This window comes from Bacillus sp. 2205SS5-2, assembly GCF_037024155.1.
In the GTDB taxonomy this organism is placed as follows: domain Bacteria; phylum Bacillota; class Bacilli; order Bacillales; family Bacillaceae_K; genus Bacillus_CI.
The window spans coordinates 98062-121571 of record NZ_JAYKTS010000003.1; the positions used below are offsets into that span (position 1 = coordinate 98062).

At 38.2% G+C, this 23510-nt stretch carries 19 protein-coding genes and 1 pseudogene; 16 read left to right on the forward strand and 4 right to left on the reverse strand.

From position 1 onward, the window contains the following. Positions 1-289 precede the first annotated feature (289 nt). The gene (locus tag U8D43_RS02930; RefSeq protein ID WP_335869479.1) at positions 290-1279 is read right to left on the reverse strand and encodes a LacI family DNA-binding transcriptional regulator; all 990 of its coding nucleotides are present in this window, start codon (positions 1277-1279) and stop codon (positions 290-292) included. Position 1280: 1 nt separating this feature from the next. Next, positions 1281-1451: a hypothetical protein gene (locus U8D43_RS02935; RefSeq protein WP_335869480.1), complete on the reverse strand. Its 171-nt coding sequence runs from the start codon at positions 1449-1451 to the stop codon at positions 1281-1283. A gap of 662 nt (positions 1452-2113) precedes the next feature. On the opposite strand from U8D43_RS02935, the gene U8D43_RS02940 reads away from it, so the two are divergent. From U8D43_RS02940 to U8D43_RS02985, 10 genes are all read left to right on the forward strand, one after another. Continuing rightward, positions 2114-3070, forward strand: coding sequence for a carbohydrate kinase family protein (locus tag U8D43_RS02940; protein WP_335869481.1), 957 nt, complete (start codon positions 2114-2116; stop codon positions 3068-3070). A 15-nt stretch (positions 3071-3085) separates the two neighbouring features. Next, a complete protein-coding gene (gene gtfA / locus U8D43_RS02945) occupies positions 3086-4555 on the forward strand; it encodes a sucrose phosphorylase (protein ID WP_335869482.1) in 1470 nt (489 codons plus the stop codon). 345 nt (positions 4556-4900) lie between these two features. Next, positions 4901-5794: a cupin domain-containing protein gene (locus U8D43_RS02950; protein WP_335869483.1), complete on the forward strand. Its 894-nt coding sequence runs from the start codon at positions 4901-4903 to the stop codon at positions 5792-5794. 1572 nt (positions 5795-7366) lie between these two features. Then, entirely contained in the window at positions 7367-8371 is a 1005-nt protein-coding gene (locus tag U8D43_RS02955; RefSeq protein ID WP_335869485.1) for a LacI family DNA-binding transcriptional regulator, read from the forward strand. A 144-nt stretch (positions 8372-8515) separates the two neighbouring features. Beyond that, entirely contained in the window at positions 8516-9742 is a 1227-nt protein-coding gene (locus tag U8D43_RS02960; protein WP_335869486.1) for an ABC transporter substrate-binding protein, read from the forward strand. 75 nt (positions 9743-9817) lie between these two features. Then, complete coding sequence (locus U8D43_RS02965; RefSeq protein WP_335869487.1) at positions 9818-10681, forward strand: carbohydrate ABC transporter permease; 864 nt, start codon at positions 9818-9820, stop codon at positions 10679-10681. Then, a complete protein-coding gene (locus U8D43_RS02970; protein WP_335869488.1) occupies positions 10681-11502 on the forward strand; it encodes a carbohydrate ABC transporter permease in 822 nt (273 codons plus the stop codon). Before U8D43_RS02965 ends, U8D43_RS02970 begins: the two co-directional genes overlap by 1 nt. An 82-nt stretch (positions 11503-11584) precedes the next feature. After that, positions 11585-13210: a glycoside hydrolase family 13 protein gene (locus U8D43_RS02975; RefSeq protein WP_335869489.1), complete on the forward strand. Its 1626-nt coding sequence runs from the start codon at positions 11585-11587 to the stop codon at positions 13208-13210. Between the two features lie 292 nt (positions 13211-13502). Then, a complete protein-coding gene (locus tag U8D43_RS02980; protein WP_335869490.1) occupies positions 13503-16787 on the forward strand; it encodes an SNF2 helicase associated domain-containing protein in 3285 nt (1094 codons plus the stop codon). Positions 16788-17234: 447 nt separating this feature from the next. Further along, positions 17235-18170, forward strand: coding sequence for a TRM11 family SAM-dependent methyltransferase (locus tag U8D43_RS02985; protein WP_335869613.1), 936 nt, complete (start codon positions 17235-17237; stop codon positions 18168-18170). Between the two features lie 61 nt (positions 18171-18231). On the opposite strand, the gene U8D43_RS02990 is transcribed toward U8D43_RS02985, so the two are convergent. After that, entirely contained in the window at positions 18232-19053 is an 822-nt protein-coding gene (locus tag U8D43_RS02990; protein WP_335869491.1) for a hypothetical protein, read from the reverse strand. Positions 19054-19216: 163 nt separating this feature from the next. Between U8D43_RS02990 and U8D43_RS02995 the strand changes: the two genes are divergently transcribed. Further along, complete coding sequence (locus U8D43_RS02995) at positions 19217-19816, forward strand: TetR/AcrR family transcriptional regulator (protein ID WP_335869492.1); 600 nt, start codon at positions 19217-19219, stop codon at positions 19814-19816. 206 nt (positions 19817-20022) lie between these two features. Here the strand turns inward: U8D43_RS02995 and U8D43_RS03000 are convergent, their stop codons facing one another. Continuing rightward, positions 20023-20784, reverse strand: coding sequence for an SDR family NAD(P)-dependent oxidoreductase (locus tag U8D43_RS03000; protein WP_335869493.1), 762 nt, complete (start codon positions 20782-20784; stop codon positions 20023-20025). Positions 20785-21060: 276 nt separating this feature from the next. Between U8D43_RS03000 and U8D43_RS03005 the strand changes: the two genes are divergently transcribed. From U8D43_RS03005 to U8D43_RS03025, 5 genes and pseudogenes are all read left to right on the forward strand, one after another. Then, the gene (locus U8D43_RS03005; RefSeq protein WP_335869614.1) at positions 21061-21420 is read left to right on the forward strand and encodes a MerR family transcriptional regulator; all 360 of its coding nucleotides are present in this window, start codon (positions 21061-21063) and stop codon (positions 21418-21420) included. 147 nt (positions 21421-21567) lie between these two features. After that, positions 21568-21759, forward strand: a pseudogene (locus U8D43_RS03010) (cysteine hydrolase); the annotation flags it as partial. Positions 21760-22163: 404 nt separating this feature from the next. Further along, positions 22164-22481, forward strand: a complete 318-nt coding sequence (locus U8D43_RS03015) for an ArsR/SmtB family transcription factor (RefSeq protein ID WP_335869494.1) — start codon at positions 22164-22166, stop codon at positions 22479-22481. Further along, a complete protein-coding gene (locus U8D43_RS03020; protein WP_335869495.1) occupies positions 22471-22908 on the forward strand; it encodes an SRPBCC family protein in 438 nt (145 codons plus the stop codon). Before U8D43_RS03015 ends, U8D43_RS03020 begins: the two co-directional genes overlap by 11 nt. A 22-nt stretch (positions 22909-22930) precedes the next feature. Next, positions 22931-23326: an SRPBCC domain-containing protein gene (locus U8D43_RS03025; protein ID WP_335869496.1), complete on the forward strand. Its 396-nt coding sequence runs from the start codon at positions 22931-22933 to the stop codon at positions 23324-23326. Positions 23327-23510 lie beyond the last annotated feature (184 nt).

Consider the following 23510-nt stretch of genomic DNA (forward strand, 5'->3'; position numbering starts at 1 on the left):
AGGTAGGAGACGGGCGAGGCTGGTACCTTGTCCCTATTTCAGTATAGTTAAAATATCTAGGGATGGGTTATTTTGAGCCTTGAGAAGAAGGGAGTCCACGAACTATATTCCTTTAGTTCCTAACTAAGGGATTCCTATTTCTTGAGCAATAAAAAATTTCACCATAGCGGATCCCTGCTAAAAATCGAAAAGACCCAACGAGTGTTTGTCTGCTCATTGGGTCTTTTTGAAAGCTCGAGGTCTTAAGTGAAACTTCCGATTAACAGCTATAAGAATGGTTACTTAATTATCATGTTGTTTGCCCTTGAATCAATTGAACGTCCACGACTGTATTGTTGATTGAATCGTGGTCCTTAAGTTCAACCATATTGATTATGGTTGAACTTAATACTTTCCCTAGCCGATCAACAGGTTGGGCAATTGTTGTCAGTCTAGGAGTTTGGAGTATTCGAGTGAAACTATGATAGTCATAGCCAATTATTTTCAATTGTTCAGGAATGTTTATGCCGTTTTCTAATGCGTAAAGATAGAGGCTGTAGGCGAGGAAGTCGTTACTGCAGAAGACCCCATCGAAATCCGCGAGCACTTCGGACACATCATTTTTAATGAAATTTTTAAAATACTCAAAGGTTAAGTTATCATCCGAGCCCTCAATGACTTGATGAGGAAGTTGGTGTTTCATACAAGTTAACCTGAAAGCATCAGTACGACGGTTGGCTAATAAATCTAGTTTTAAAGGACCTGATATATGTAATAGCTTTTTACACCCGGATTGAATTAAATGTTCCGTAGCCATTTCGCCACCTCGAAAATTGTCTGAAGCAACATAAGGAAATTGACTCGAAATAATCCGGTCAAAGGTGACGATTGGGAAATTCGCCTTTTTATATTCTTCTACATCTAATGTGTGACTACAGATGATTAGGCCATCCACTCTGTTTTCTTTCAGCATCGTCAAATAATTTGCTTCTTTCTCAGGTTGGTCGAGTGAATTGCAAATAAGAACTTTATAATTTTTTGTATTTGCGTACACCTCAATATGCTTAATTAATTCAGAGAAAAATGGATGATTGGAGTCTGGAACGATGATAGCTAGTATATAGGATTGACTCTTTTGAAGGGCTCGGGCGATTTGATTAGGTGAGTAATTTGTAGCAGCCATCGCGTCCTTAACCCTTTGCCTCGTTTCTTTGCTAATATACCCCCTATTATTTAATACTCGTGACACCGTAGTAACAGATACACCAGCACGGATTGCAACATCTTTAATATTTACCACTTTACAGTACTCCTTTCTTAACAGCTCTTATCGTATAAATTGTTGCTATTTCATTTGCCTGACGCCGCAGGGCAGCCGCTTTCGCATTTCGTGATCCAGCTGCAGTGGCTTGCGGCTCGGGGTCAAATGAATAACCCTCCAGTGATGCAGGCATCACCTCCGAGTTCTTCATTTGCCTGACGCCGCAGGGCAGCCACTTTCGCATTTTGTGATCCAGCTGCAGTGGCTAGGGACTCGGGCATTTGTCAGCCCACTACGTGAAGCAGGCTTCACTGCGTGTACTGCCAGATGCCTGCCGTCCCTGGGCAGCCACTTCCGCTTTTCGTGATCCAGCTGCAGTGGCTAGAGTGGCTAGCAGCTATGGGACAAATAACATCCAACTCCAAAGGTCAGGACCTTTTCCGTTGGATAACATTTGCCCGCCGCTGCTGGGCAGCCACTTTCGCTTTTCGGATGCTATTTCATTGATAATAAACCGATACGAAAGCAACATACTTTGCGAAAACAGCCTTCTTAAATGAATGAGTCATGAAAGTTTAACAGTATCGTTATTATAGCTCATATAGTTATATTCTTTTTAATCATTCGGTTTATATATAATTTATGGTAACCTTACCATATAATTTTTATTTATAAAATGGAAATTATAAGGAGAAAATAAGTATATTTTTGCTGATGATACCGAATATTTTTGAATTTTCTTGTTATTTTCCTTACTATTTATAAATGAAATATTATTTTTATGAAAACGTTTGACACACATGTTGCACCATAGTAATATTCGACGTGTAAGCGATTGATAAATCCTTATATTATATTGGGGGATGAAGTGAGATGCTTAATTTTGATAAAAAAATAGAGTTTACGCCCAAAACGAATGACGTCTTTACTGTCGGTGAGCTTTTAGTTGATATGATATCAGAAGAGTATGATGAAAATTTTGAGTGTACGAACTATAAAAAGTTTTTTGGTGGTTCTCCGTCAAATATTGCTATGAATGTGAAAAAATTAGGAGCCAAGTCTCTTGTTGCTTCTGCTGTAGGAAAAGATGGATTAGGAGAATTTTTAATCAATCACTTACGTAGTGCCAACATCGATACGCGAGGTGTTCAGCAGGTGGATTATGCAACAAGCATGGTGTTGGTCACAAAGAGTCAGAATAGCCCCGTTCCCATCTTTTATCGAGAAGCCGATTATCACTTGGCATACAACTCAGGACTGGAAGAAGACTTAAAGCGCTCTAAAATTATTCACTTTTCTTGTTGGCCACTATCGAGGAGGCCTGCTCGTGAAACGATGGAAAGAGTTTTGGAAGTAGCTAGGAAAAATAATATCCTCCTTTGCTTTGACCCTAATTATCATCCGATGACCTGGGAAAAGGGAGAAGATGGAATAGAATATATTAAATCAATCATCAGCAAGGTTGATATTGTAAAGCCTTCTGAAGATGATGCGGAAAGAATATTTGGAAAAGATACCCATAAAAATCAAATAGAAAAATTTTTAAAGTTAGGTGTGAAGTTAGTCATCCTTACTTTAGGAAGAAAAGGTGCAATCGTTTCAAATGGAAGAGAGACGCTGAGATTTAACACACTAGCTACTGAGGTAGTCGATACGACAGGTGCTGGCGATGCTTTTTGGTCAGGTTTTTATTCAGCATTGATTAGAGGATATACGATAAAAGAAGCCTTGAATTTAGGTTTTGCTGTAAGTGCCTATAAATTGAAATTCACCGGTGCAGTCGTGGATTTGCCAAAGCTTGAAGAACTAAAACAACTATATCGTATCTAGGAGGTATAAAAAGAGATGACAGTCAAAAATCAAGTACAACTCATTACGTATCCCGATTCAATGGGCGGAGATTTGAAGACTCTTAATCAAGTACTTTTGCAGCATTTTTCTGATATTTTCAAAGGCGGCGTACATATTTTACCCCCTTTTCCTTCATCAGGAGATCGAGGATTTGCCCCATTAACGTATTTAGAAATTGAACCGAATTTCGGTACTTGGGAAGATATTAGGAAGATCGGTGAAAACTTTGATATATTGGTCGATTTGATGGTCAATCATATTTCCAGAAAATCTCCTTATTTTCAAGATTTCTTGCAAAAAGGGAGAAAATCGGAGTATGCAGATTTGTTTATCACCTTAGATAAAATATGGGACGACGGTGAACCAATTCAAACGGATATTGACAAGATGTTCTTACGCAGGTCGTTACCATACTCTACTTTTACAATAGAGGAAACGGGGGAAGAAGAACGGGTCTGGACAACATTTGGAAAAACGGATCCTTCCGAGCAAATTGATTTTGATATCAATTCAGAGAAGGTAAGAGGGTTGTTCACAGACTTTTTTGTGAATTTCAAAGAGCAAAACGTAAAGATAGTGAGATTAGATGCATTAGGATATGTGATTAAAAAACTTGGGACGAGCTGCTTTTTCGTTGAACCTGATGTATATGAATTCCTCGATTGGATTATGGAACTTGCCAACTCATTAGACATTGAATTGCTTCCTGAAGTACATTCTCATTATTCAATCCAATACAAGTTGGCAGAGCATGGTTGTTGGATTTATGATTTTATCTTACCTTATAGAATACTAGATACTTTGCTCAATCAATCGAGTGAAGCCCTTTGTGACTATTTAAAGGATCGACCAGAAAAGCAGTTTACGATGCTAGACTGTCATGATGGGATTCCTGTAAAGCCGGATTTAGATGATCTGATCAACACAAAAGAAGCAAGAAAAGTAGTAGACGTCTGTGAAGAGAGAGGTTCAAATCTTAGTCTGATTTTATCGGAGGATCATAAAGCTGATGATGGATTTGATGTTCATCAAATTCGATGCTCTTACTACTCTGTGCTCAATTGTGATGATGATGCTTACCTAGCAGCCAGAGCGATTCAATTCTTTTCACCAGGAGTTCCGCAAGTGTATTATGTCGGGTTGCTTGCAGGAGAAAATGACGTTGGCAAGATAAAAGAAACTGGTGATGGTCGTGAAATTAACCGCCACAACTTCAGTCTCGAAGAAATCGAACAAGCGCTCGGAAAAGAAGTTGTTCAAAGACTTTTAAAACTAATCAAATTTAGAAATGAGTACGAAGCCTTTAATGGCGATTTCAAAGTCTTAGATTCAGCAAAGGATGAAGTCCGCCTTTCGTGGCATAAGAATGAGAAAAGCTGTATGTTGTACATTGATTTAAAAACGAAAAAGTCAGTCATTGATTATATTGACGAGAATGGGAAGAGTAGTAAGTATTTTGTGTAGGGGGGGCAGGTACCCCGTCCCTATTTCATAATAAAAACGTCTAATGCTTTAAGGATCTAAGACTGGTGTATTTTAAGCGGCGGGAAACAGGAAGCTTGCCAAGTGTATTCCCGTAGACTCCAGCTCACGATTTTCTTCTTCCTAGGCAATCAGGAATTTTTCCATAGCGAGTCCTTGATACACAGCTAAAAGACCCAACGAGCATTTGTTAGCTCATTGGGCTTTTTTTACATAAAACTTACGATTATCTCTTGCGAATATAAACTCTTTTCAGCGGGTAGAAACACATCCATTAACATCCTGCATATGATAATTTCGTGTAAAGCCGTGAAAGGAATGAAAAAAATGTATAACCCCCCTAATGATCATTCAAATCAATACTATGTTCATCAAACAGTAAATTCACCAGATCAGTTGACGAGAAATAACGAAGGAAATCACCAACAGGAAATCGAAGTCCTGCAAAATAGTATAAATGGAAAGGTTACAGCCTTCGATCTTTATCACAGATTGGCCAAAGTGGCACCGGTTCATCACAAAAAAGAGATTTTTCAAATGGCAGAAGACGACCAACGGCATTGGTGGCAATTATCCCAGTTGTACACCTCGCTTACAGGAAGCCAGCCAGCCTATCAAGCCGAGCGCGTACCTTTTCAGTCTTACCAAGAGGGGTTGGAAAGGGGATATGAAACAAGAATAGCCGGGTATGAACAGCTCAGAATCGGTTCTCTACAGACAAGGAATTCATCTGTGTATGATGTTCTCGTGCATGCTTGTAAGGATGAATGGAAGCATGCGAAACGATTAAATGAGTTAGGGTGGGATGCTCCAGACAGAATGGACTACGGACCTAACCCATTTACAGTGAATATTGACGATGCTACAGTTCAGAATAATACGTTTCGCACCGCTATATGGACTGGAAAACACTTGCAGGTTACCTTAATGAGCATTTTACCTGGAGAAGATATTGGGTTAGAAATCCATCCTGAGCTCGACCAGTTCCTTCGTCTTGAACAAGGGAAAGGGGTCGTTCGAATGGGGGATGAGCAAGATCAATTAAACTATGAGAGGGAAGTAGAGGAAGACTTTGCGATCGTCATCCCAGCGGGCAAGTGGCATAATCTGATTAACACGGGGACAATCCCGATTAAGTTGTACTCGATCTATGCTCCACCTCAGCACCCTCGTGGTACGGTGCATGTGACAAAAGCAGATGCGTTGGCTGCTGAAGCGTGATATGGCCGTTCTTTTGATGAGAGTTGAATACTTAAGGCTGTTTTCGCAAAGGTTGTGGCTTTTCGTAGCAGTTTATTATCTATGATATAGCTTTGATTCGGGCATCATTTCGTCTGTTTTTGATAGAAATCAACAGTGAAAAGGAGGATTTAGTCAAAAATCAGATGAAATAGCCACAATGTATACGAAAAGAGCCATACTTAATAATAGAATAGCTGTCAATTCCTTACTTTATCGCAATCGACACCATTGGAGTTTTGATTTAACCCTTTAAGCCAAATTAGTAATTTAGCGTAAGGGGTAATTTTTTATGTAAGTAACTTTTGTGTTTCCATTTATTATTGAATCGAAATGGGCTCAAGTACTAACTTATATAAATTTTTTATCGATAGTATCCATTTCCGACAAAAGTCTCCATATAAAAATCATAGGACTTGAATTTAATATATGGATGGAGAACGCTCGAAAGAAACATAGTGAAGGGTTAGTGTTTCATCATCTTGAGGGCAATATCCTTTTTTAGAAATTTTTACGAAAAAATGGAATAACGTGGTTACGAGGATGTTGCGTTTAAGAATGGCAATACATAGGGTTAATTGGAAAGCTTCAGAAGAATTTGAGGTGTTTCAGTGGAAAGTGGACGGATACTCAATTTCAAAAATTCAACGTTGGAATAAACGGATGTGAGAAGTAGGAGCTGTGGATGGAAATTCAAGGTTAGCCTCAAGGTAAAATTTGTTCAAAAACAACCTGACAGCAAGGCAGATACCATTTTTCCTTCTCTACGTGAATCGGATATGAACTCACTTCGATTGAGACATGCAAACAAGCAAGAGAAAGAAGAGAAAAAAAGAAAAATAATAACAATATGCAGGGATTTAAACTTCAACTGTTCACTACCCACTTTTTTAGAAACCACATCCAAGAATCCATAAATTGATCTGAAAAAGATAGGTTGTTTTCGCAAAAAATTATGGCTTTCCGAATAGGCATAAAATTTTTGGGTTGTATAACTTTTTGCTCTTTTCGTAACCTCTGCTCCTACGGGGATAGAGGGTTAGACACCTCATCTCTATTTCAGTATCGTAACGTGCTGTCATTTTGTTCCTTCTTGTTTGGTAACCTTTTCTATATGTATTTATCTAAAATTTAAAGACAAATTGCTAACTAGTACCCAATACTATCTGTCGGTAAATGAAAACGGTGGATTGGTAGCGGGGGAGAAATGGTTTCCTATTATTTCCTCCAACTCTCACAACAAAAGAATGGGAATAGACAAGACAAGAGGCTGCTTGTAAATCCAAACGAAAGATGCCTGATATTCAGTTCTAGTTTTTTGTCAATAGCACAGGGGTCCCTCCGTCACTCTAAACTGAGTTGCGGAGATGATATCAAAAAAGTAGTAAGTGACTGGCTACTTCTTCATTACTGTTTTGATGTAAGAGTGCATAATGAAATCTTAATCTGGGATGTTTGTATATATTAAAAAATATATTGAAAGTGCTTTCACAAAGTGGTATATTTATCTTGTAATTATTTACGTAAACGTTTACTGAAATAGGTGATGTAGGTTTGAGTTATACAATCAAAGATGTGGCTAAACATGCCAATTGTTCAATTGCTACGGTTTCTCGAGTAATAAATAACCAAGGTGGATATTCAGAAAAGACAAAGAAAAAGATTCTGGATGTTATTGAGGAGTTAGGATATCAGCCGAATGCAGTAGCAAGAGGCCTGATAAATAAACGAACTCAGACGATTGGAGTACTTGTGCCTGATTTATCGAGTATGTTGTCCTCTGAAATTTTGAGTGGTATTGAAAGCGTTGCACATAAGGAGAATTTAAGCGTATTTATCTCTCACACCAATACACATGGAAAGCGGACATCAAAGTATTTGAAACTGCTGAATGAAAAGCGGATTGATGGTCTAATTTTTACTAGTGAGTATTTAAAGGATGAGTATCTTAAAGAAATGAAAAAGATGGATATTCCGATTGTCCTCGTTTCTACTGAGAGCTTCAAGGATTCGATTCCTTATGTTAAAGTGGATGATCGTCGCGCTGCCTATAGTGCGACAAATTACTTGATTGAAAATGGACATCAGGATATTGTGATGATAAGCGGTCCTTATGCCGATCCCATTGCAGGTAGACCAAGGGTAGAGGGATTTAAAGAAGCCTTAGATGAGCATTCAATTCCAGTTGATGAAGCTAATATTTTCTGCACTGATGGATTTTTATTTGAAGATGGCAAAAAAGCATTTGAAGAGTTATTTAATCAGAACTTAAATGCTACAGCTATTTTCGCAGCAAGTGACGAATTGGCAGTGGGTGTGATCTCTGCAGCGTATGAGCGAGGATTAACAGTACCGGATGACTTCTCAATTATTGGCTACGACAATACAAAAACAGCGATAATGAGCAATCCGCCCTTAACAACGGTATCCCAGCCACTGTTTAGAATGGGACAAACCTCATGTGAAATGCTTCTGCAAATGCTAAAAGATGAGGCAACCGTAGAAAGTAGAATAATGGTTCATGAGATAATCGAAAGAAAAACAGTAAAAAAAATATAAATTTTTTTAAGGGTGTACGTAAACGTTTTCGTAAATATGTGATTTTTATCATAGATTTAGTGATCAAACATGCTAATAATAAGTAATAATAGTGTGTTATATATATTAAAATTTTAAGTAAACGTTTAACTAGGAGGAATAAAAATGAAGAAAATGTTAACAGGTGTCGCCACAGTTACGTTAAGTGTAGCATTGCTAGTAGGATGTAGTGGTGGAGAAGATGATGGGAGAACGAAGCTAGAATTATTCTCAAATAAATCGGAGAGTATTGATACTTATGAAGCACTAATCGAAAAATTTGAAGAGCAAAATCCTGAAATAAATATTGAATTAAATACGCCACCAGAAGCAGAAACTGTGCTGAAAACAAGGTTAACTAAAAATGATATGCCAGATTTATTATCTATCGGTGGAAACGCGACATATGGAGAACTCGCTCGAGCGGGCGTTCTAAACGATTTCTCTGATTCTGAATATATCGATAAGATTCAACCAGCTTACCTCGAGATGGTAGGAAATTTAGTGGGGGATGAGAAAGAGGGGCAATACGGCCTTCCCTACGCAACAAATGTAAATACCGTTATCTATAATAAAGATAAATTTGCTGAATTAGGATTAGAAGTACCCACAACTTGGGACGAGTTTAAAGCTTCACTAGAAACCATTGAAGAAGCTGGTGAAACACCAATTTACTTAACATTAAAGGATGCTTGGACTGGAATGATTCCTTGGAATTCAATTGCAGCGAACATTCAACCAGAAGATTTTGCAGCGAAAATGAACTCAGGGGAAACTAGCTTCAAAGAAAGTTATCCAGACGTTGCTGAGAAAATGCTAACCCTACTTGAATTTGGTCATGGAGATAACTTTGGAGTTGCATATGGTGATGGGAATACAGCATTTGCTAAGGGTGAGAGTGTCTATTACCTTCAAGGAAATTGGGCTATTCCAGAAATAAAAAATGCAAACGCAGATATTGATTTAGGGGTGTTTGCCCTTCCTGTAACAAATGATTCGAAGCAGAATAAATTAGTGTCTGGTGTGGATGTTCTTTTAACGATGAGTGAAGATACAAAGCATTCTGAAGAAGCGATAAAATTTATTGAATTCATGATAGAAGAAGAAAACGCTGAAAAATATATTAATGATCAAAAATCATTTTCAGCTCTCGAAGGAGTTTACCAGGAGGATCCAACAATGGAAGGAATTAAAGTGAATTTTGAGGAAGGACGTTTAACTAGTTTCCCAGACCACTACTATCCAACAGGTATGCAAGCGGCCAATTTAATTCAAGAATTCTTAATCGATCAAAAAACAGACACTTTCCTGGAGAAAATCGACAAAGAGTGGGAAAAGGTTCAAAACCGTTAATTTGGTCTACATTCATGATGGAATAAGGCAGATATTTACGATGCCTTATTCCATATAATCAAAGGAGTGCGAGCGATGCATACAAGAAAAAGAGCTTATATCTTAATGACAATTCCCGCCCTAATCCTCTTTTTCACTTTTCATACTTACCCTGCTTTACAAGGTGTCTTCTATAGCTTTACAGACTGGCGAGGATATGGTGATTGGAATTTTGTGGGCCTGAAAAACTATCTGAATGTATTTAAGGATGAGCGTGCAATTGAAGCCTATTTATTCACATTTAAGTTTGCGATTGTATCGACCATTTTAGTAAATGTTTTTAGTTTATTGGTTGCCATGGGACTAAATTCTCGAATCAAATTTCGAAAAACGTTAAGAGCTGTGTACTTTTTACCAAACATTTTAAGTATCTTAATTGTCGGTTATATTTTTAACTTTATCTTTGCTCACTTTCTACCGGATATTGCAGATGCTTTAGGGATTGAGTTTTTAACAAAGAATATTTTAGGAAATCCTGATTTAGCATGGATTGGAGTAGTGATTGTTGCTGTTTGGCAGGCAGTAGCCTTTAACACAATTCTATATTTAGCCGGACTTGTGACAATATCAGATGATGTGTACGAAGCAGCAAGTATTGATGGAGCGAATTTTTGGCAGAAATTTTGGAAGATTACCTTTCCGCTAATCGCACCTTTCTTCACGATTAATATGGTACTCGCAATGAAGAATTTCTTAATGGTATTCGACCATATTATTTCTTTAACAGGTGGAGGTCCAGGTAGAGCCACTGAATCTATTTCAATACTAATCTACAGAGGTGGATTTGAAGGTGGAGAATTTGCCTATCAATCAGCCAATGCAGTTGTGTATTTTATCATCATTGTAGCCATTTCTGTATTCCAAATTAGAATACTCCAAAAGAGAGAGGTGGATATGTAATGGTAGGGAAAAAGGCGAATTGGATCGTCACGATCTTACTAATAATAGGGACTCTTCTTATATTATTTCCGTTGTATTTAACCATTACGATTGCCCTGAAAACACCTAAGGAATTGGCTGAATCCTTTATTGCTTTCCCGAAAGAATTCCGTTTTCAGAATTTCGCAGATGCTATTGAAATGACCGGATTTTTTAGTGCTTTAGGAAACAGCTTATTTATAACAGTGTTTGTTGTAGCATTAACATTATTAACAAATTCAATGGTTGCCTATGCGATTGCTCGAAACATGCATAAGAAAGCATACAAACTTTTATTTTATTACTTTGTAAGTGCGATGTTCGTTCCTTTTCCGATTATCATGTTACCAATTGTGAAGCAAACGAGCTCATGGGGTTTAGATAATCTTGTAGGCTTAATATTATTATACATAGTGTATGGGCTGGCCTTTAATGTCTTTATCTATGTAGGATACATTAAATCCATTCCGAAGGAGCTAGAAGAAGCTGCAATTATGGATGGAGCGAGCACTTGGAAAGTATTCTGGAAGGTAATCTTTCCGTTATTAAGCCCAATGAATGCAACAGTGGGGATTTTAACTACATTGTGGGCATGGAATGATTTTATGTTGCCATTAGTCATTTTAAGTGACCAAAGTATGGCGACATTACCGCTAGTTCAATTCATTTTCCAATCCCAATTTAGTACGGATTATAATCTGGCATTTGCTTCATATTTGATGGCATTGTCTCCGATGATTATTGTATATATCTTTGCACAAAAATGGATTATTAGTGGCGTAGCGAAAGGTGCTATCAAGTAGAAATTAAAGGATGAACTCGCAATGGTCGGTTAAAATATGAACATAACGAATGAAAAACTCTCTAGGAATCGAGGTATTTGAAATGGAACAAAAATGGTGGCAGACCGCTGTAATCTATCAAATCTATCCAAGGAGTTTCCAGGATAGTAACGGAGACGGAATTGGAGATATCAAGGGGATTATTAGCCGACTAGGCTATCTTGAAAAGCTAGGAATCAATTCCATATGGCTTAGCCCGGTCTATAAATCGCCGAATGATGATAATGGATATGATATTAGTGATTATGAAGATATCATGGATGAATTCGGTACTATGGATGATATGGAAGCGTTAATTGAAGAAGCGAAAAAACGGGATATTAAGATTGTTATGGATTTGGTCGTTAACCATACTTCAGATGAACATAAATGGTTTATGGAAGCAAGAAAAGGAAAAGACAACGAGTACAGAGATTATTATATTTGGAGAGATCCGGTAAATGGAAAAGCCCCTAATGGGTTGCCATCAACATTTAGTGGATCGGCTTGGGAATACGATGAAGCAAGTGGGCAGTATTATCTTCATTTATTTAGTAAAAAACAGCCAGATTTAAATTGGGAAAATAAAAAGGTTCGCGAAGAAATTTGGGATATGATGAACTTCTGGTTAGATAAAGGTATCGGTGGATTTAGAATGGATGTCATCGATCTAGTTGGGAAAATCCCTGACGAAGAGATTACGGGAAATGGACCAAAGCTGCATGAGTACCTTCAAGAAATGAATGCAGAAACATTCGGTAACCATGATGTGCTAACCGTGGGTGAAACATGGGGGGCCACTCCTGAGATTGCCAAGCTGTATTCGGATCCTGCTCGTAAAGAATTATCAATGGTGTTTCAGTTTGAGCATGTAGGTCTAGATCAGCAGCCAGGAAAAGAAAAATGGGATCTAAAAGTGCTAGAAATCAATGAATTAAAGGAAGTACTGACAAAATGGCAAACATCCCTAGATAATCGAGGGTGGAATAGCTTATTTTGGAATAATCATGACCTTCCTCGAATCGTATCCCGTTGGGGAAATGATTCAGACTTTCGAGTTGAAAGTGCAAAAATGTTTGCGATTCTCCTTCATTTAATGAAAGGAACGCCGTATATTTATCAAGGCGAAGAAATTGGGATGACCAATTGTCCTATTTCTAGTATTGATGAGGTAGAAGATATTGAGAGTGTTAACATGTATCATGAGCGATTAGCAGAAGGATACCCTGTAGAAGACATCATTCATTCGATCAATGTAAAAGGTCGAGACAACGCTCGTACTCCTATGCAATGGGATGATACGGAATATGGTGGTTTTACTTCTGGAACACCTTGGCTACATGTGAATGAAAACTATAAAGACATTAACGTGAAAACTAGTTTGGGAGATCCAAATTCTATCTTCTATACCTACCAAAAGTTGATTCAGTTGCGTAAAGATAACCAAATAATCGTGTGGGGATCCTTTGAACTTGTAACAGAAACACCTAAACAAGTTTTTGCCTATTATCGAACATATAATCAGGAAAAGTGGCTGATCGTAACTAATTTTAGTGAAGATGTACATGAGATCAGTCTCCCTGAAATAGGCGTAAAAGATGAGATTATTGTGCAAAATTATCAGAGAAGCTCAGTGGATTTTGAGAGTGTAACCTTAAGTCCTTATGAAGCATTTGCTGTAAAACTATAGGTATACTGAATATTTACAAGCTTGATCATACAGATAGCCTGTCTCCTCTCATACTCATTCATTAGTGTGAGGGGGATAGGCTTTTTTCTTAATATTTCAGAAATAGTTACTAAGCTCCACCTATTCCTCATGTGAAAAAACACATACCTCCCTCCTTGATTAAAAACAATATTTCCTGACCATTCTAGTAACATAGCATATTTTTGTACTTCAAGATAAAATAGATACATGGAGAAATTACATTCGCTAAAGAGCATTTATTTACCGAGAAAAACAAGAACGGAGGAGAATGATGGTTAGTACATCAGCTAGGATGGAAGCGAAAAGCCTGTTCACTTCAGCCAATTACAGGAAAGGGAATAACTACTATAGACAAGGACGGGTAAAGGAGATAGTTTACAATCAAATTCGGGAAGCTTGGTACGCTAAAGTAAGGGGAACGAGACAATATCAGGTTATCATTTCCGAAAATGAGAAGGGTTTTGAATTTGAGTGTAACTGTCCTGCCTTTGACCGCTACGATCAAGAATGTAAGCATGTAGTCGCAGCATTTCTCGAATTACAAGAAAAGGAATCTAAGAGTGTGAGTATCCCTAGTACTAGAGAACAAAAGAAAATAGCAGAAGACGAATCAACTAAGCAAATGGGAGTGAAACAATCTCCTATATTAAAAAACCTGACGAATCAGTTTATCCATAGATTTGCAGAATATCAGGAGGAGACTATTTCTTCAGCGGATCTCTTTGAAAAAAAACTATTGCAAGTAGAGTGGAGCTGTCAAAAGAATACGCATTATATTCATAGTAAACAATTTCTATCCATCGAAATGAAGGTGGGACATAAGCGAACCTATGTAGTAAAAAATATTAAAGAGTTCCTTGCGGCGATCAAACAGAAAATCCAGTATCCTTTTACAAAAAATTTCACCTATGATCCTACCGAATTTTCATTCACGAAAGAGGATCAAGACATGATTGATTTGCTACAAGAGTCAATCAAATTTGAAGAGATGTATCATCATATGCAATCTTCCTATTATTCGACTAATTACTCTGTCGAAGGGCGTTCAATGAAAATCGCTCCCCTTATTGCGGATCAATTATTGGAAAAACTAGCCGAAAGACAAGTGCAATTTCAAAATGATCGAGACTTTTTTCAAAAATTAAATTTCTATCCAGATGAGTATCCGTTTACAATGCTACTAGAAAAAGGAAATCGATATAGAAATACATTTCAACTGAATATAGGAGATTTTTTGGACGTTGAATATCTTGAGCTATATGGCTATGCTGTCAAGAAGAATGATCTTTATAAACTTTCAGCCACTCAACAAACCTTGTTCCAAGAGTTGATGAAGATCATCCAGTATTCAAATAATCCAGTAATTCCGATTAGTCATGATCAAATTGAGCCGATGCTGTCGTATGTTGCCCCAATTATTAATGAGGTTGGGGAGCTTAAGATTGCTGATAGTATTTCAAGCAAAATTTTGAATAAACCGTTACATGCGAAAATGTATGTTGATTTCATCGATGATGTTTTGAAGGTGGACTTGGACTATCAATATGGTGAAGTTACGATAAATCCTTTTCAACACGGAGTTATGAAGTCAGCGGACGCCCCGATAATAATGAGAGATACCGAGACGGAAAACGTCATTATGAATATCATTGAATCGAGCTCTCTGAAATCCAATGGACAGTTAATCTACTTAGAAGGCGAGGAGGATATTTTTTCATTTTTATATAGCATTCTTCCTAAGTTAGAAGACAAAGTAGATATATTCTTAACGGAGAAAGTGAAATCATTTCTTCTGCCAAAACAGCAGTCACCTGTTACAAATATTGATGTAGACTCCTCAGGAAATTGGTTGGACGTCCGTTTCACGATGGAAGGCATAGAGCAAGAGGATATTCGCAGCATCCTTAGTGATGTGGTGGAGAAAAAGAAATATTATCGATTACCGAGCGGAGTATTTGTTTCACTTGAATCAGAAGAGTTCCAAAAGATCCACCATCTGTTTGATGAATTCAATCTAAAGCCATCGCAACTAAACCAAGCTTCCTTGCGACTTCCGCTCTATAGAGGAATGCAACTAGGGGAAATGGTCGATAGAGGGAGTCAGGCCAAATTTGGAAAACAGTTTCGTCAGCTTCTTAAGCGGATGAAAAACCCTGAAGAGTTGGACTTTGACGTTCCTGACACCCTGCGAGCAGAGCTTCGAGATTATCAGAACTATGGATTTCAATGGTTAAGTACGCTTCATTACTATCGATTAGGGGGAATACTCGCAGATGATATGGGCTTAGGAAAAACCTTGCAAAGCATCGCCCTCCTTTTAGCAGAGAAAGAGAGGAGTGAAGATAGCAAGCCTGCTCTGATTATCGCACCTGCCTCGCTCGTCTATAATTGGAAAAATGAACTAGAGAAATTTTCTCCAACCCTACGTTCTGAAGTGATGATTGGCTCACCGCAAGAACGGATGGAAAAGCTGAATGCTTCGAATCAGGCGGATGTTTGGATTACCTCCTATCCAACCTTGCGACAAGATATTGAAGAATACGGAAAGCATGAGTTTCAGACATTAATTTTAGATGAGGCGCAGGCAGTCAAAAATTATGCAACGAAAACAGCCAAGGCCGTCAGAGAAATAAAAGCGGGCACACGTTTTGCTTTAAGTGGAACACCCATTGAAAATTCGGTGGATGAGCTGTGGTCGATAATGCAGACAATCATTCCAGATTTCTTCCCAAATCAAAAGGCGTTTCGCCAGTTACCACCAGAAAAGCTTGCCAAAATGATTCATCCCTTCTTATTGCGGCGCATGAAAAAAGATGTCTTAACTGAATTGCCCGATAAAATCGAGTCTGTCCAAGTTTCTGAGCTCTCCAAAAAGCAAAAGGAGCTGTATCTTGCCTATTTAAATAAAATCAAAACAGAAACACAGGATGCTATTCAAGGAGAAGGGTTTCAAAAAAGTCGGATAAAAATCCTTGCCGGTTTAACAAGACTTCGGCAATTATGTTGTCATCCTTCCTTGTTTTTAGAAGATTATCATGGCGGTTCGGGGAAGCTACAGCAGCTTATTGAGGTGGTAGAAAATGCAAGAGAAAACGGAAGGAGAATGCTGATTTTCTCTCAATTCACCAGTATGCTGAGCTTAATTCGCAATTCGTTAGAAGAAGTTGGATTATCCTGTTTTTATCTAGATGGACAAACGCCTTCAAAGGAGCGAGTTCAATTGGTTGATCGCTTTAACGAGGGGGAAGCTGATATTTTCTTGATTTCCTTGAAGGCAGGAAATACAGGTTTGAATTTAACCGGAGCGGATACGGTTATCTTATATGATCTATGGTGGAATCCAGCGGTTGAAGAACAGGCAGCAGGGCGTGCCCATCGAATGGGGCAGAAGAATGTTGTCCAAGTCATCCGATTAATCACCCAGGGCACAATTGAAGAAAAAATATATGAACTGCAGCAAACCAAAAAGGAATTAATCGAATCCGTCATTGACCAAGGCGATCAGACTAAAACGCGCTTAACCGAAGCGGATATTAAAGAGATATTGGAATTATAAGAAAAGCTAGTGGGGAAATGCACAACTTTTTGGGTTTGTGCACAACTTAAGGGAAATGCACGACTTTCAAGAGTTTGTGCACAACTTAAGGGAAATGCACAACTTTCAAGAGTTTGCGCCCGACTTTTCGGGTATGCACCATTTTCAAAGGAATATACACATGTACCGATATCTTCTCCAACTCCTATGTTAATGTCACCTTACGCTAGGAAACCAATATATATCTTCAATAGGCGTTTGAGATTAAAATAGAATTGTCAGTTTGCTATATAAGGTATAATAAAATAATATCGTAGGGCAGACAGGATTAAACGGACAGCGACAAAGATTGTTACGGTTTGACAGCCGTCTTGCGCCAGGTGCCATTGACTTGTCGCTGAAAAAGAGCTCCTTGCGTATTTTGAACATCAATTGGAGTGGACAGTAGTGACAGAGCAGAAAAATGAAATGAAATCTTTTTTGTACAATTATACATGGGAAGAAAATGAAGCTTCTTTATGTGCTTTAGAACAAAGGGCATTGTTTGGTAGGAGCGCAGAGTCTAATATTCTAGAAAGCTCGGTGGAAATCGACCCAAGCCGTAGTCCATTTATTCGTGAAAGGCTAGATGTTATTTGCGAAGGGAATGGATTAGAAGAGTTAGTTACTAAAATTAAAGAGCTAGATGAAGTAAGTACAAGCTTCAAGCTAGTCTATTTGAACCATCCTAATTTAACAACGTCTGAGAAAGTAGGCTTTAGAGAACGGCGTCGACTTGAAAAAGAAGTTGGTATGAACATAAAAGGGGAAGCTAATTTAACTCACCCAGATATCATGTATGGAATAGTGAATATGCATGGGCGTTGGGTATTTGGAAACTATGTGAAAAATCAAGCGGTTTGGCTGCACCATCAACGAAAGCCACATAGCTATTCGACTTCTTTAAGCACTCGTGTAGCCAGAGCTGTCGCAAATATTGCTGCCCCTAATCCAAAGGGGATGAAACTGATAGACCCTTGCTGTGGAATTGGAACAGTGGTAGTGGAGGCGCTGTCGATGGGAATGGATTTGGTCGGAAGTGATCGCAATCCGTTGATTATTCAAGGTGTAAAAGAAAATCTAGCCTATTTTGATTTAGAAGGTGAAGTAACGTTGAAGGATATTAACGACGTCACAGGCCATTTCGATGCAGCGATTATTGATATGCCCTATAATTTATGTTCAGTTGTCTCAGCGGAAGAACAACTTACGATGCTACAAAGCGCCCAAGCTTTTGCCGAAAGAGTCGTGATCGTAACGTTAGAAGAAATTGACTCGATTGTGGAAAAGGCTGGGCTGAAGATTACCGATCGGTGTGAGGTCAGCAAAGGAAGATTTATTCGCCAAGTACTTGTTTGTGAATGAGATTAGATAAAAAAAGCCTGACACGAATCGTTGGATAAACGAAGACCGTCAGGCTTTTTTATTAGGCAGATTTCAAACGTCTAAAGCTAACATTTGCTTTATTGCTGTGTAATTGCCACATATGCCAGAAGACGTAAGGGACAATTAAGACGAAGTTGATAATGCCCCACACTTTAAGCACCTCTGGATTGAACCAAGCAGAAGAGTCCATCACTTGTGGGAAAACATCAAAGCTAGCTCTTAGCAATAAATGAGCAGCTAATGTGTAAATTCGAGCTGTGATATATAATTCAGGTCGTCTTTTAATAATCGGGTAAATTTCAGCTGCTAGTAAAATACAGAGTGAACTAGCGAAATATGTTGGGGACTCTGCATATACAAAGCAGGCGTTCCAAGAAGTGTACAAAAAGTTCCAAGAAGCTGTTGTATTGGCGATCAAGTCTCCATACGCAGATGATGTGGTGAACTTCCAAAATTTTGGTGCAAAAGGGATCGTCACACAAAGCAGGAATCCAACAGCTGCATTAAAATAATTACCCATTGTAGCATCTTTAATTGTCGCTTCTAAGATGTTTAAAAAAAGGATTCCATAAAAGAACCATAAGAATTCTTCTCGTTTTAAAAAGTCCCATATCTTCCCTTTCCGATCCTCATAAACAGCAATACGAGAGAATCCGACGATAATCGTTGGAATGAGTACACTTAAGATTTTGACCCAGCGGAACCAACCATCGACACCCCCAATAATCCATAGCGGAAAGGTAAGTAAAGAAGCTATCCAAAAATAAGCTGAAAGTTTGTAATGTTTTCGAAAAAAAGCGATGATTGCAAGCAATAAACCAAAATAGATCGGCATGGATAAAACATAAGGAAAAATAGTCATTACTACACCCTCTTTTCAATTAATGAAAAACCGAACGTTCGTTATGTTTTTAGTATAGTCCTATTTTACCAGGTAGTCAATGCTCAATGTTTCACAAAGTTATGGAATTTATGTGACAGTTTGCGTATGGTATGATGCTAGTGAACAAATAAGGAGGATCATAATGAAAGTGGACGGAAAAACGAAGATATTGGCTGCAGCAAGAAGAGTGATTAGTCAACAAGGTTCCAATGGTGCCACATTAAGAGCAATCGCGGAGGAAGCCGGAATGAGTACAGGGGCCATCTATCATTATTATAAAAACAAAGATGATGTTTTATATGATGTTCTTGATGAAAGCCTATCCGCTTCCACTCGAATCGCGAAAGAGCTCGGTCATCATGAAGTAGAAAAAGAGAGAGTGATCCAGGAAATATTCAATAGCACGGAGGAAAGATTAAAGAAAGAGACAGAGAATCGATTGCAATATCATTTTGCTCACGAGATTATACTTGGAAACAAGGAACTGCAGGAGAAATTTCATGAAAAATACAAGGAATGGAATCAGAGAATTGAGCAGATTTTGACAACAATTTATGGGCTACAAGGTACGCCATTGAATTCAGCGCTAACATCCTGGTTGCTTGGAGCGGTAGACGGAGTGGTCCTGCAATATTTATTAGAAGTGAATGATAATGATGTGGAAGATATGATGAAGGTTTTTGATCTTCTTTTGGAGAAAGGATTGCCCCAATTTATCGAAATTTTGAATGAAAGAGAATGAATATTGTACTTCTGAAAATTCATGAAAAACTGCGACTGCCAGATGAAAAAATAACTAATGCTCTACAATCAATACTACATATGAACAGCACGGGGTGCATGGAGCTAGACAGTTAACTAACTGTCGAAAACTGAAACTTTTAAAAAGCCTGCCTCCCTCAGCACAAATGATTCAACGCAGTGGGAGACAGGATTTTTTACACATATTTACTTCTGATTACGATCGGCATAAGGATAAAGTGGATCTCGAAGTGAGAACTCGTATGTTTGTCCGTTGACAATGCCAACAATTTTTTCACTATCATAGAGCTCAAGCATGTAATTGGCCATTTCTTTGGCGGTGTGAAATTGCGGAACAGCCCCTTCATATTGGAACGAGTCCATATCCATCGAACGTTGGGCAAACTCGGTTTCTGTTGCAGCAGGAGCCAATACTTTTGCCTGTAATTTTGCTCCTTTTCCTAGTAGTTCTTGAGCCAGACCTTCAGTGAAAGCACTGACATAAAATTTTGTGGCACAATAGGTGACCGCATCAGCAACAATAGTGTAACCACCAGCTGAAGAAACGTTGATTAATTGAGTACCTTCCACCGAAGAATAGTCGCGTACGTAAAGGGAAGAAAGAACTGTTAATGCTTCAATGTTCAAATGAAGCATTGTTTCGATCTTAGACAGATTCTGTTCACCAACTGAATCGAAGTTTCCAAAACCAGCATTATTGACCCAAGTTTCGATGTCATATTCTTTCAATGAGTTATAGAGAGAGTGAAGATTTTCTGAAATGGATAAATCCGACGTCTTAATCACAACATTCACAGCTGGGTATTTTTGCTGAAGGTCCTTCTTTAATTCTGCTAGCTTTTCTTCTCTTCTAGCGACAACAATTATGTTTTTCCCGCGGCCGGCAAAAGCAAAAGCGGCTTCGTATCCAATTCCAGAACTAGCACCTGTGATAACCGTATACTTCATTTGTTTTCCTCCTAAATGGATAAACCATTGAATTTTTCTTTCTAGTAGGCTGTTTTCGTATACTGTGGCTGCAGCAAATAAATGTGAATGGAAATCCCCGTAAATGTAGTTCATCGGGTGTGAAATTGATTCTAAGAGATCTCCTAAGTCTATCTTTATTGAGATGTTTGACTTAATGCGAAAAGCCACAATGTATACGAAAATAGATTTCTAGTATGAGTATAATGGATAGAGTTTACTCTAGGTCAAGTAATAACCACTCGGAGGTGAGAATTGATGAAATCCATCGGCGAAGTTGCAAGCGTGTTTAATGTGAGTGTTCATACATTACGATATTATGAAAAAGAAGCGATTCTTTTTCCTCAACGGAATCATAATGGAGAAAGAATTTATGACGAAACACAAATAAAATGGCTACGGTTCGTTCTAAAATTAAAAGAGACTCAGATGCCGATTGCACAAATAAAAGAATACACAAAATACGTCAAACAAGGCGAAAAAACCACCTTAGAACGACTAAAACTACTTGAAAACCATCAACAAACCATTCAACAGCAAATGGAAAATTTACATGCTACAAATGAGATGTTAGAGAAGAAGATTTCGGTGTATAAAGATTATTTAAATACAGTGTGATAGGAAATCATGGAGTGGCAGTCTCTAACCTTTTTTTGAGGTGGACTTTGATTTCCACGTTGTGACAAGTAGGCAAAATTGAGGATTGAAAAACCTATTTAGAGAAAGCAATAAGTACAAATTTCCAATCCAAACAGTAAATAACTTATTAGCGGTTTGGATGTAACATTAGTCTGTGAAGGACATTCTACAACGGACAATGATGTAAGAAGTGCAGAACAAATAATAAAGCATCATAACAATACTCTTTATGGTCATTACAATGTCGAACATTTATCAATTGTTAGAAATACACAGGAAAACTTGTTTCTTCCAATTCATGATTCATACTGGCAATAAAATCCGAAAAATATACATGCACCAACTTAAGAACAACTGGATACGGGTAGGTTGTTTTGTATGCGGGAATTCCGTTATTTAAGGATATGGTGAATAGAGAAGCGCCTAAGGAATGACAAACCTAGGCGTTTTTTTGTTATTGAATTTGTTGTCTTAATGGTATTTGACTGCTAATTGCACTACTAAGTCTCGTACTAAATGGTGTACGACTTATCGTTTTGTAATTCAAATAGGGACTCATTTCCGTGCAAGAAATACGTTTCTTTTTACTCTAGTCGTAACTCATAAGTTTCATATTTTGAGGTCATATTAAACGTGTGCCAAAGTAATTTATGGTAAAAATTTGACAAAGGAATTTCTTTAATTAAGTTGACACTTAATTAAGTGTAAGCTACAATAGTGACATGATCATTCAAACCATACATTCATTGTCGGTACCGACACGTCTCACCATTTTACAGATTTTACGTGATGGGGAGCTAACATCAAGTGAAATTGCGTCTCATTTTAGCATTTCAGCACCTGCGATTTCACAACATTTGAAGGTGCTTGAAAGCTCAGGATTAGTGGATGTCCGCAAAGATGGCACGAAGCGCATTTACAGAATTAGGAGGGAAGGTTTTACTGAATTAAAAGACTTCATTGACCAATTCTGGGAGGACAGTCTGCTTCGATTAAAGGAAGTAGCTGAAGAGGAGGAAAGGAAAAAGCATGACCAGTGAACCGTTAAGAAAAGAAATATTTATTGAATGTAGTCCCGATACGCTTTTCTCCTTTTTTATCGATCCAAATAAAATGGTTCGCTGGATCGGGCGACAGATCTTACTCGAACCTAAGGTATCTGGAAAATACCGGATCGATATTGACGGGGAGAACATTGCCTTAGGGGAGTACAAAGAAATTATTCAGAACGAAAAAATTGTGATGACGTGGGGGTGGGAAAAATCAGAGCTTATGCCACCTGGCTCCAGTACCGTGGAGTTCTTGTTGAGCCCCTTGAAGAAGGGAACCTTGCTGCAATTAACTCATTACAACATTCCAAGCGAAAAACTGACTTCCAATTCTAACGGCTGGACCCATTATATGGACCGACTGCAACGTTTATCGCAAGGAGACAATATTGGGGAAGATCCATGGTCAACAAAATAAAAAATACAGAGGAGCAACAAAAATGACAATTACTATTCATGAAGAAGTTATCTTTCAAGCAACACCGGAAAAACTATATGCAGCCCTAACAGAATCCACGCAATTCAGTGAAGTAACAGGAGGAGCACCAACAGACATTCAAGCAGAAGACGGAGGATCATTCTCTTTATTCGGGGGGATGATTACAGGTAGAAACATTGAGCTTGTTCAAAATGAACGTATTGTACAAGCATGGCGTCCGGGGAACTGGGAGCAAGGTGTTTATTCATTAGTGAAATTCGAATTGAAGAAACAAGATTCAAGCACGTTATTAGTATTTGATCATATTGGTTTTCCAGAAGGACAAGCAGAGCACCTAAAAAAGGGTTGGGAAGAAAACTATTGGTCTCCGCTGAAGAAATACTTCGGAGAAGAATAAGACTAGAGGAGACCGGCACAATGACGGTCTCTTTTCTTTAGGTTTTTTTTCGTAAGCTTTGTTGCTAGTCATATTCAAAGTTTAAGTGAATCAAGATCGTTACATGTTCGCTGTTAGTGAGGGAACAAGGTTTGTGATAAATGAAAAGTACCGCATAATTCTTTGTCTCAGGAGCAACAATGTT

What these genes read in the sequence shown, in the direction of transcription:
- U8D43_RS02935 (WP_335869480.1), bottom strand. Translation starts at nt 1,451, where the DNA reads ATGAAGAACTCGGAGGTGATGCCTGCATCACTGGAGGGTTATTCATTT.
- gtfA (WP_335869482.1), top strand. Translation starts at nt 3,086, where the DNA reads ATGACAGTCAAAAATCAAGTACAACTCATTACGTATCCCGATTCAATG.
- U8D43_RS03000 (WP_335869493.1), bottom strand. Translation starts at nt 20,784, where the DNA reads ATGAAGTATACGGTTATCACAGGTGCTAGTTCTGGAATTGGATACGAA.
- U8D43_RS02980 (WP_335869490.1), top strand. Translation starts at nt 13,503, where the DNA reads ATGGTTAGTACATCAGCTAGGATGGAAGCGAAAAGCCTGTTCACTTCA.
- U8D43_RS02940 (WP_335869481.1), top strand. Translation starts at nt 2,114, where the DNA reads ATGCTTAATTTTGATAAAAAAATAGAGTTTACGCCCAAAACGAATGAC.
- U8D43_RS03025 (WP_335869496.1), top strand. Translation starts at nt 22,931, where the DNA reads ATGACAATTACTATTCATGAAGAAGTTATCTTTCAAGCAACACCGGAA.
- U8D43_RS03005 (WP_335869614.1), top strand. Translation starts at nt 21,061, where the DNA reads ATGAAATCCATCGGCGAAGTTGCAAGCGTGTTTAATGTGAGTGTTCAT.
- U8D43_RS02975 (WP_335869489.1), top strand. Translation starts at nt 11,585, where the DNA reads ATGGAACAAAAATGGTGGCAGACCGCTGTAATCTATCAAATCTATCCA.
- U8D43_RS02990 (WP_335869491.1), bottom strand. Translation starts at nt 19,053, where the DNA reads ATGACTATTTTTCCTTATGTTTTATCCATGCCGATCTATTTTGGTTTA.
- U8D43_RS02970 (WP_335869488.1), top strand. Translation starts at nt 10,681, where the DNA reads ATGGTAGGGAAAAAGGCGAATTGGATCGTCACGATCTTACTAATAATA.
- U8D43_RS03020 (WP_335869495.1), top strand. Translation starts at nt 22,471, where the DNA reads ATGACCAGTGAACCGTTAAGAAAAGAAATATTTATTGAATGTAGTCCC.
- U8D43_RS02965 (WP_335869487.1), top strand. Translation starts at nt 9,818, where the DNA reads ATGCATACAAGAAAAAGAGCTTATATCTTAATGACAATTCCCGCCCTA.
- U8D43_RS03015 (WP_335869494.1), top strand. Translation starts at nt 22,164, where the DNA reads ATGATCATTCAAACCATACATTCATTGTCGGTACCGACACGTCTCACC.
- U8D43_RS02950 (WP_335869483.1), top strand. Translation starts at nt 4,901, where the DNA reads ATGTATAACCCCCCTAATGATCATTCAAATCAATACTATGTTCATCAA.
- U8D43_RS02985 (WP_335869613.1), top strand. Translation starts at nt 17,235, where the DNA reads ATGAAATCTTTTTTGTACAATTATACATGGGAAGAAAATGAAGCTTCT.
- U8D43_RS02995 (WP_335869492.1), top strand. Translation starts at nt 19,217, where the DNA reads ATGAAAGTGGACGGAAAAACGAAGATATTGGCTGCAGCAAGAAGAGTG.
- U8D43_RS02960 (WP_335869486.1), top strand. Translation starts at nt 8,516, where the DNA reads ATGAAGAAAATGTTAACAGGTGTCGCCACAGTTACGTTAAGTGTAGCA.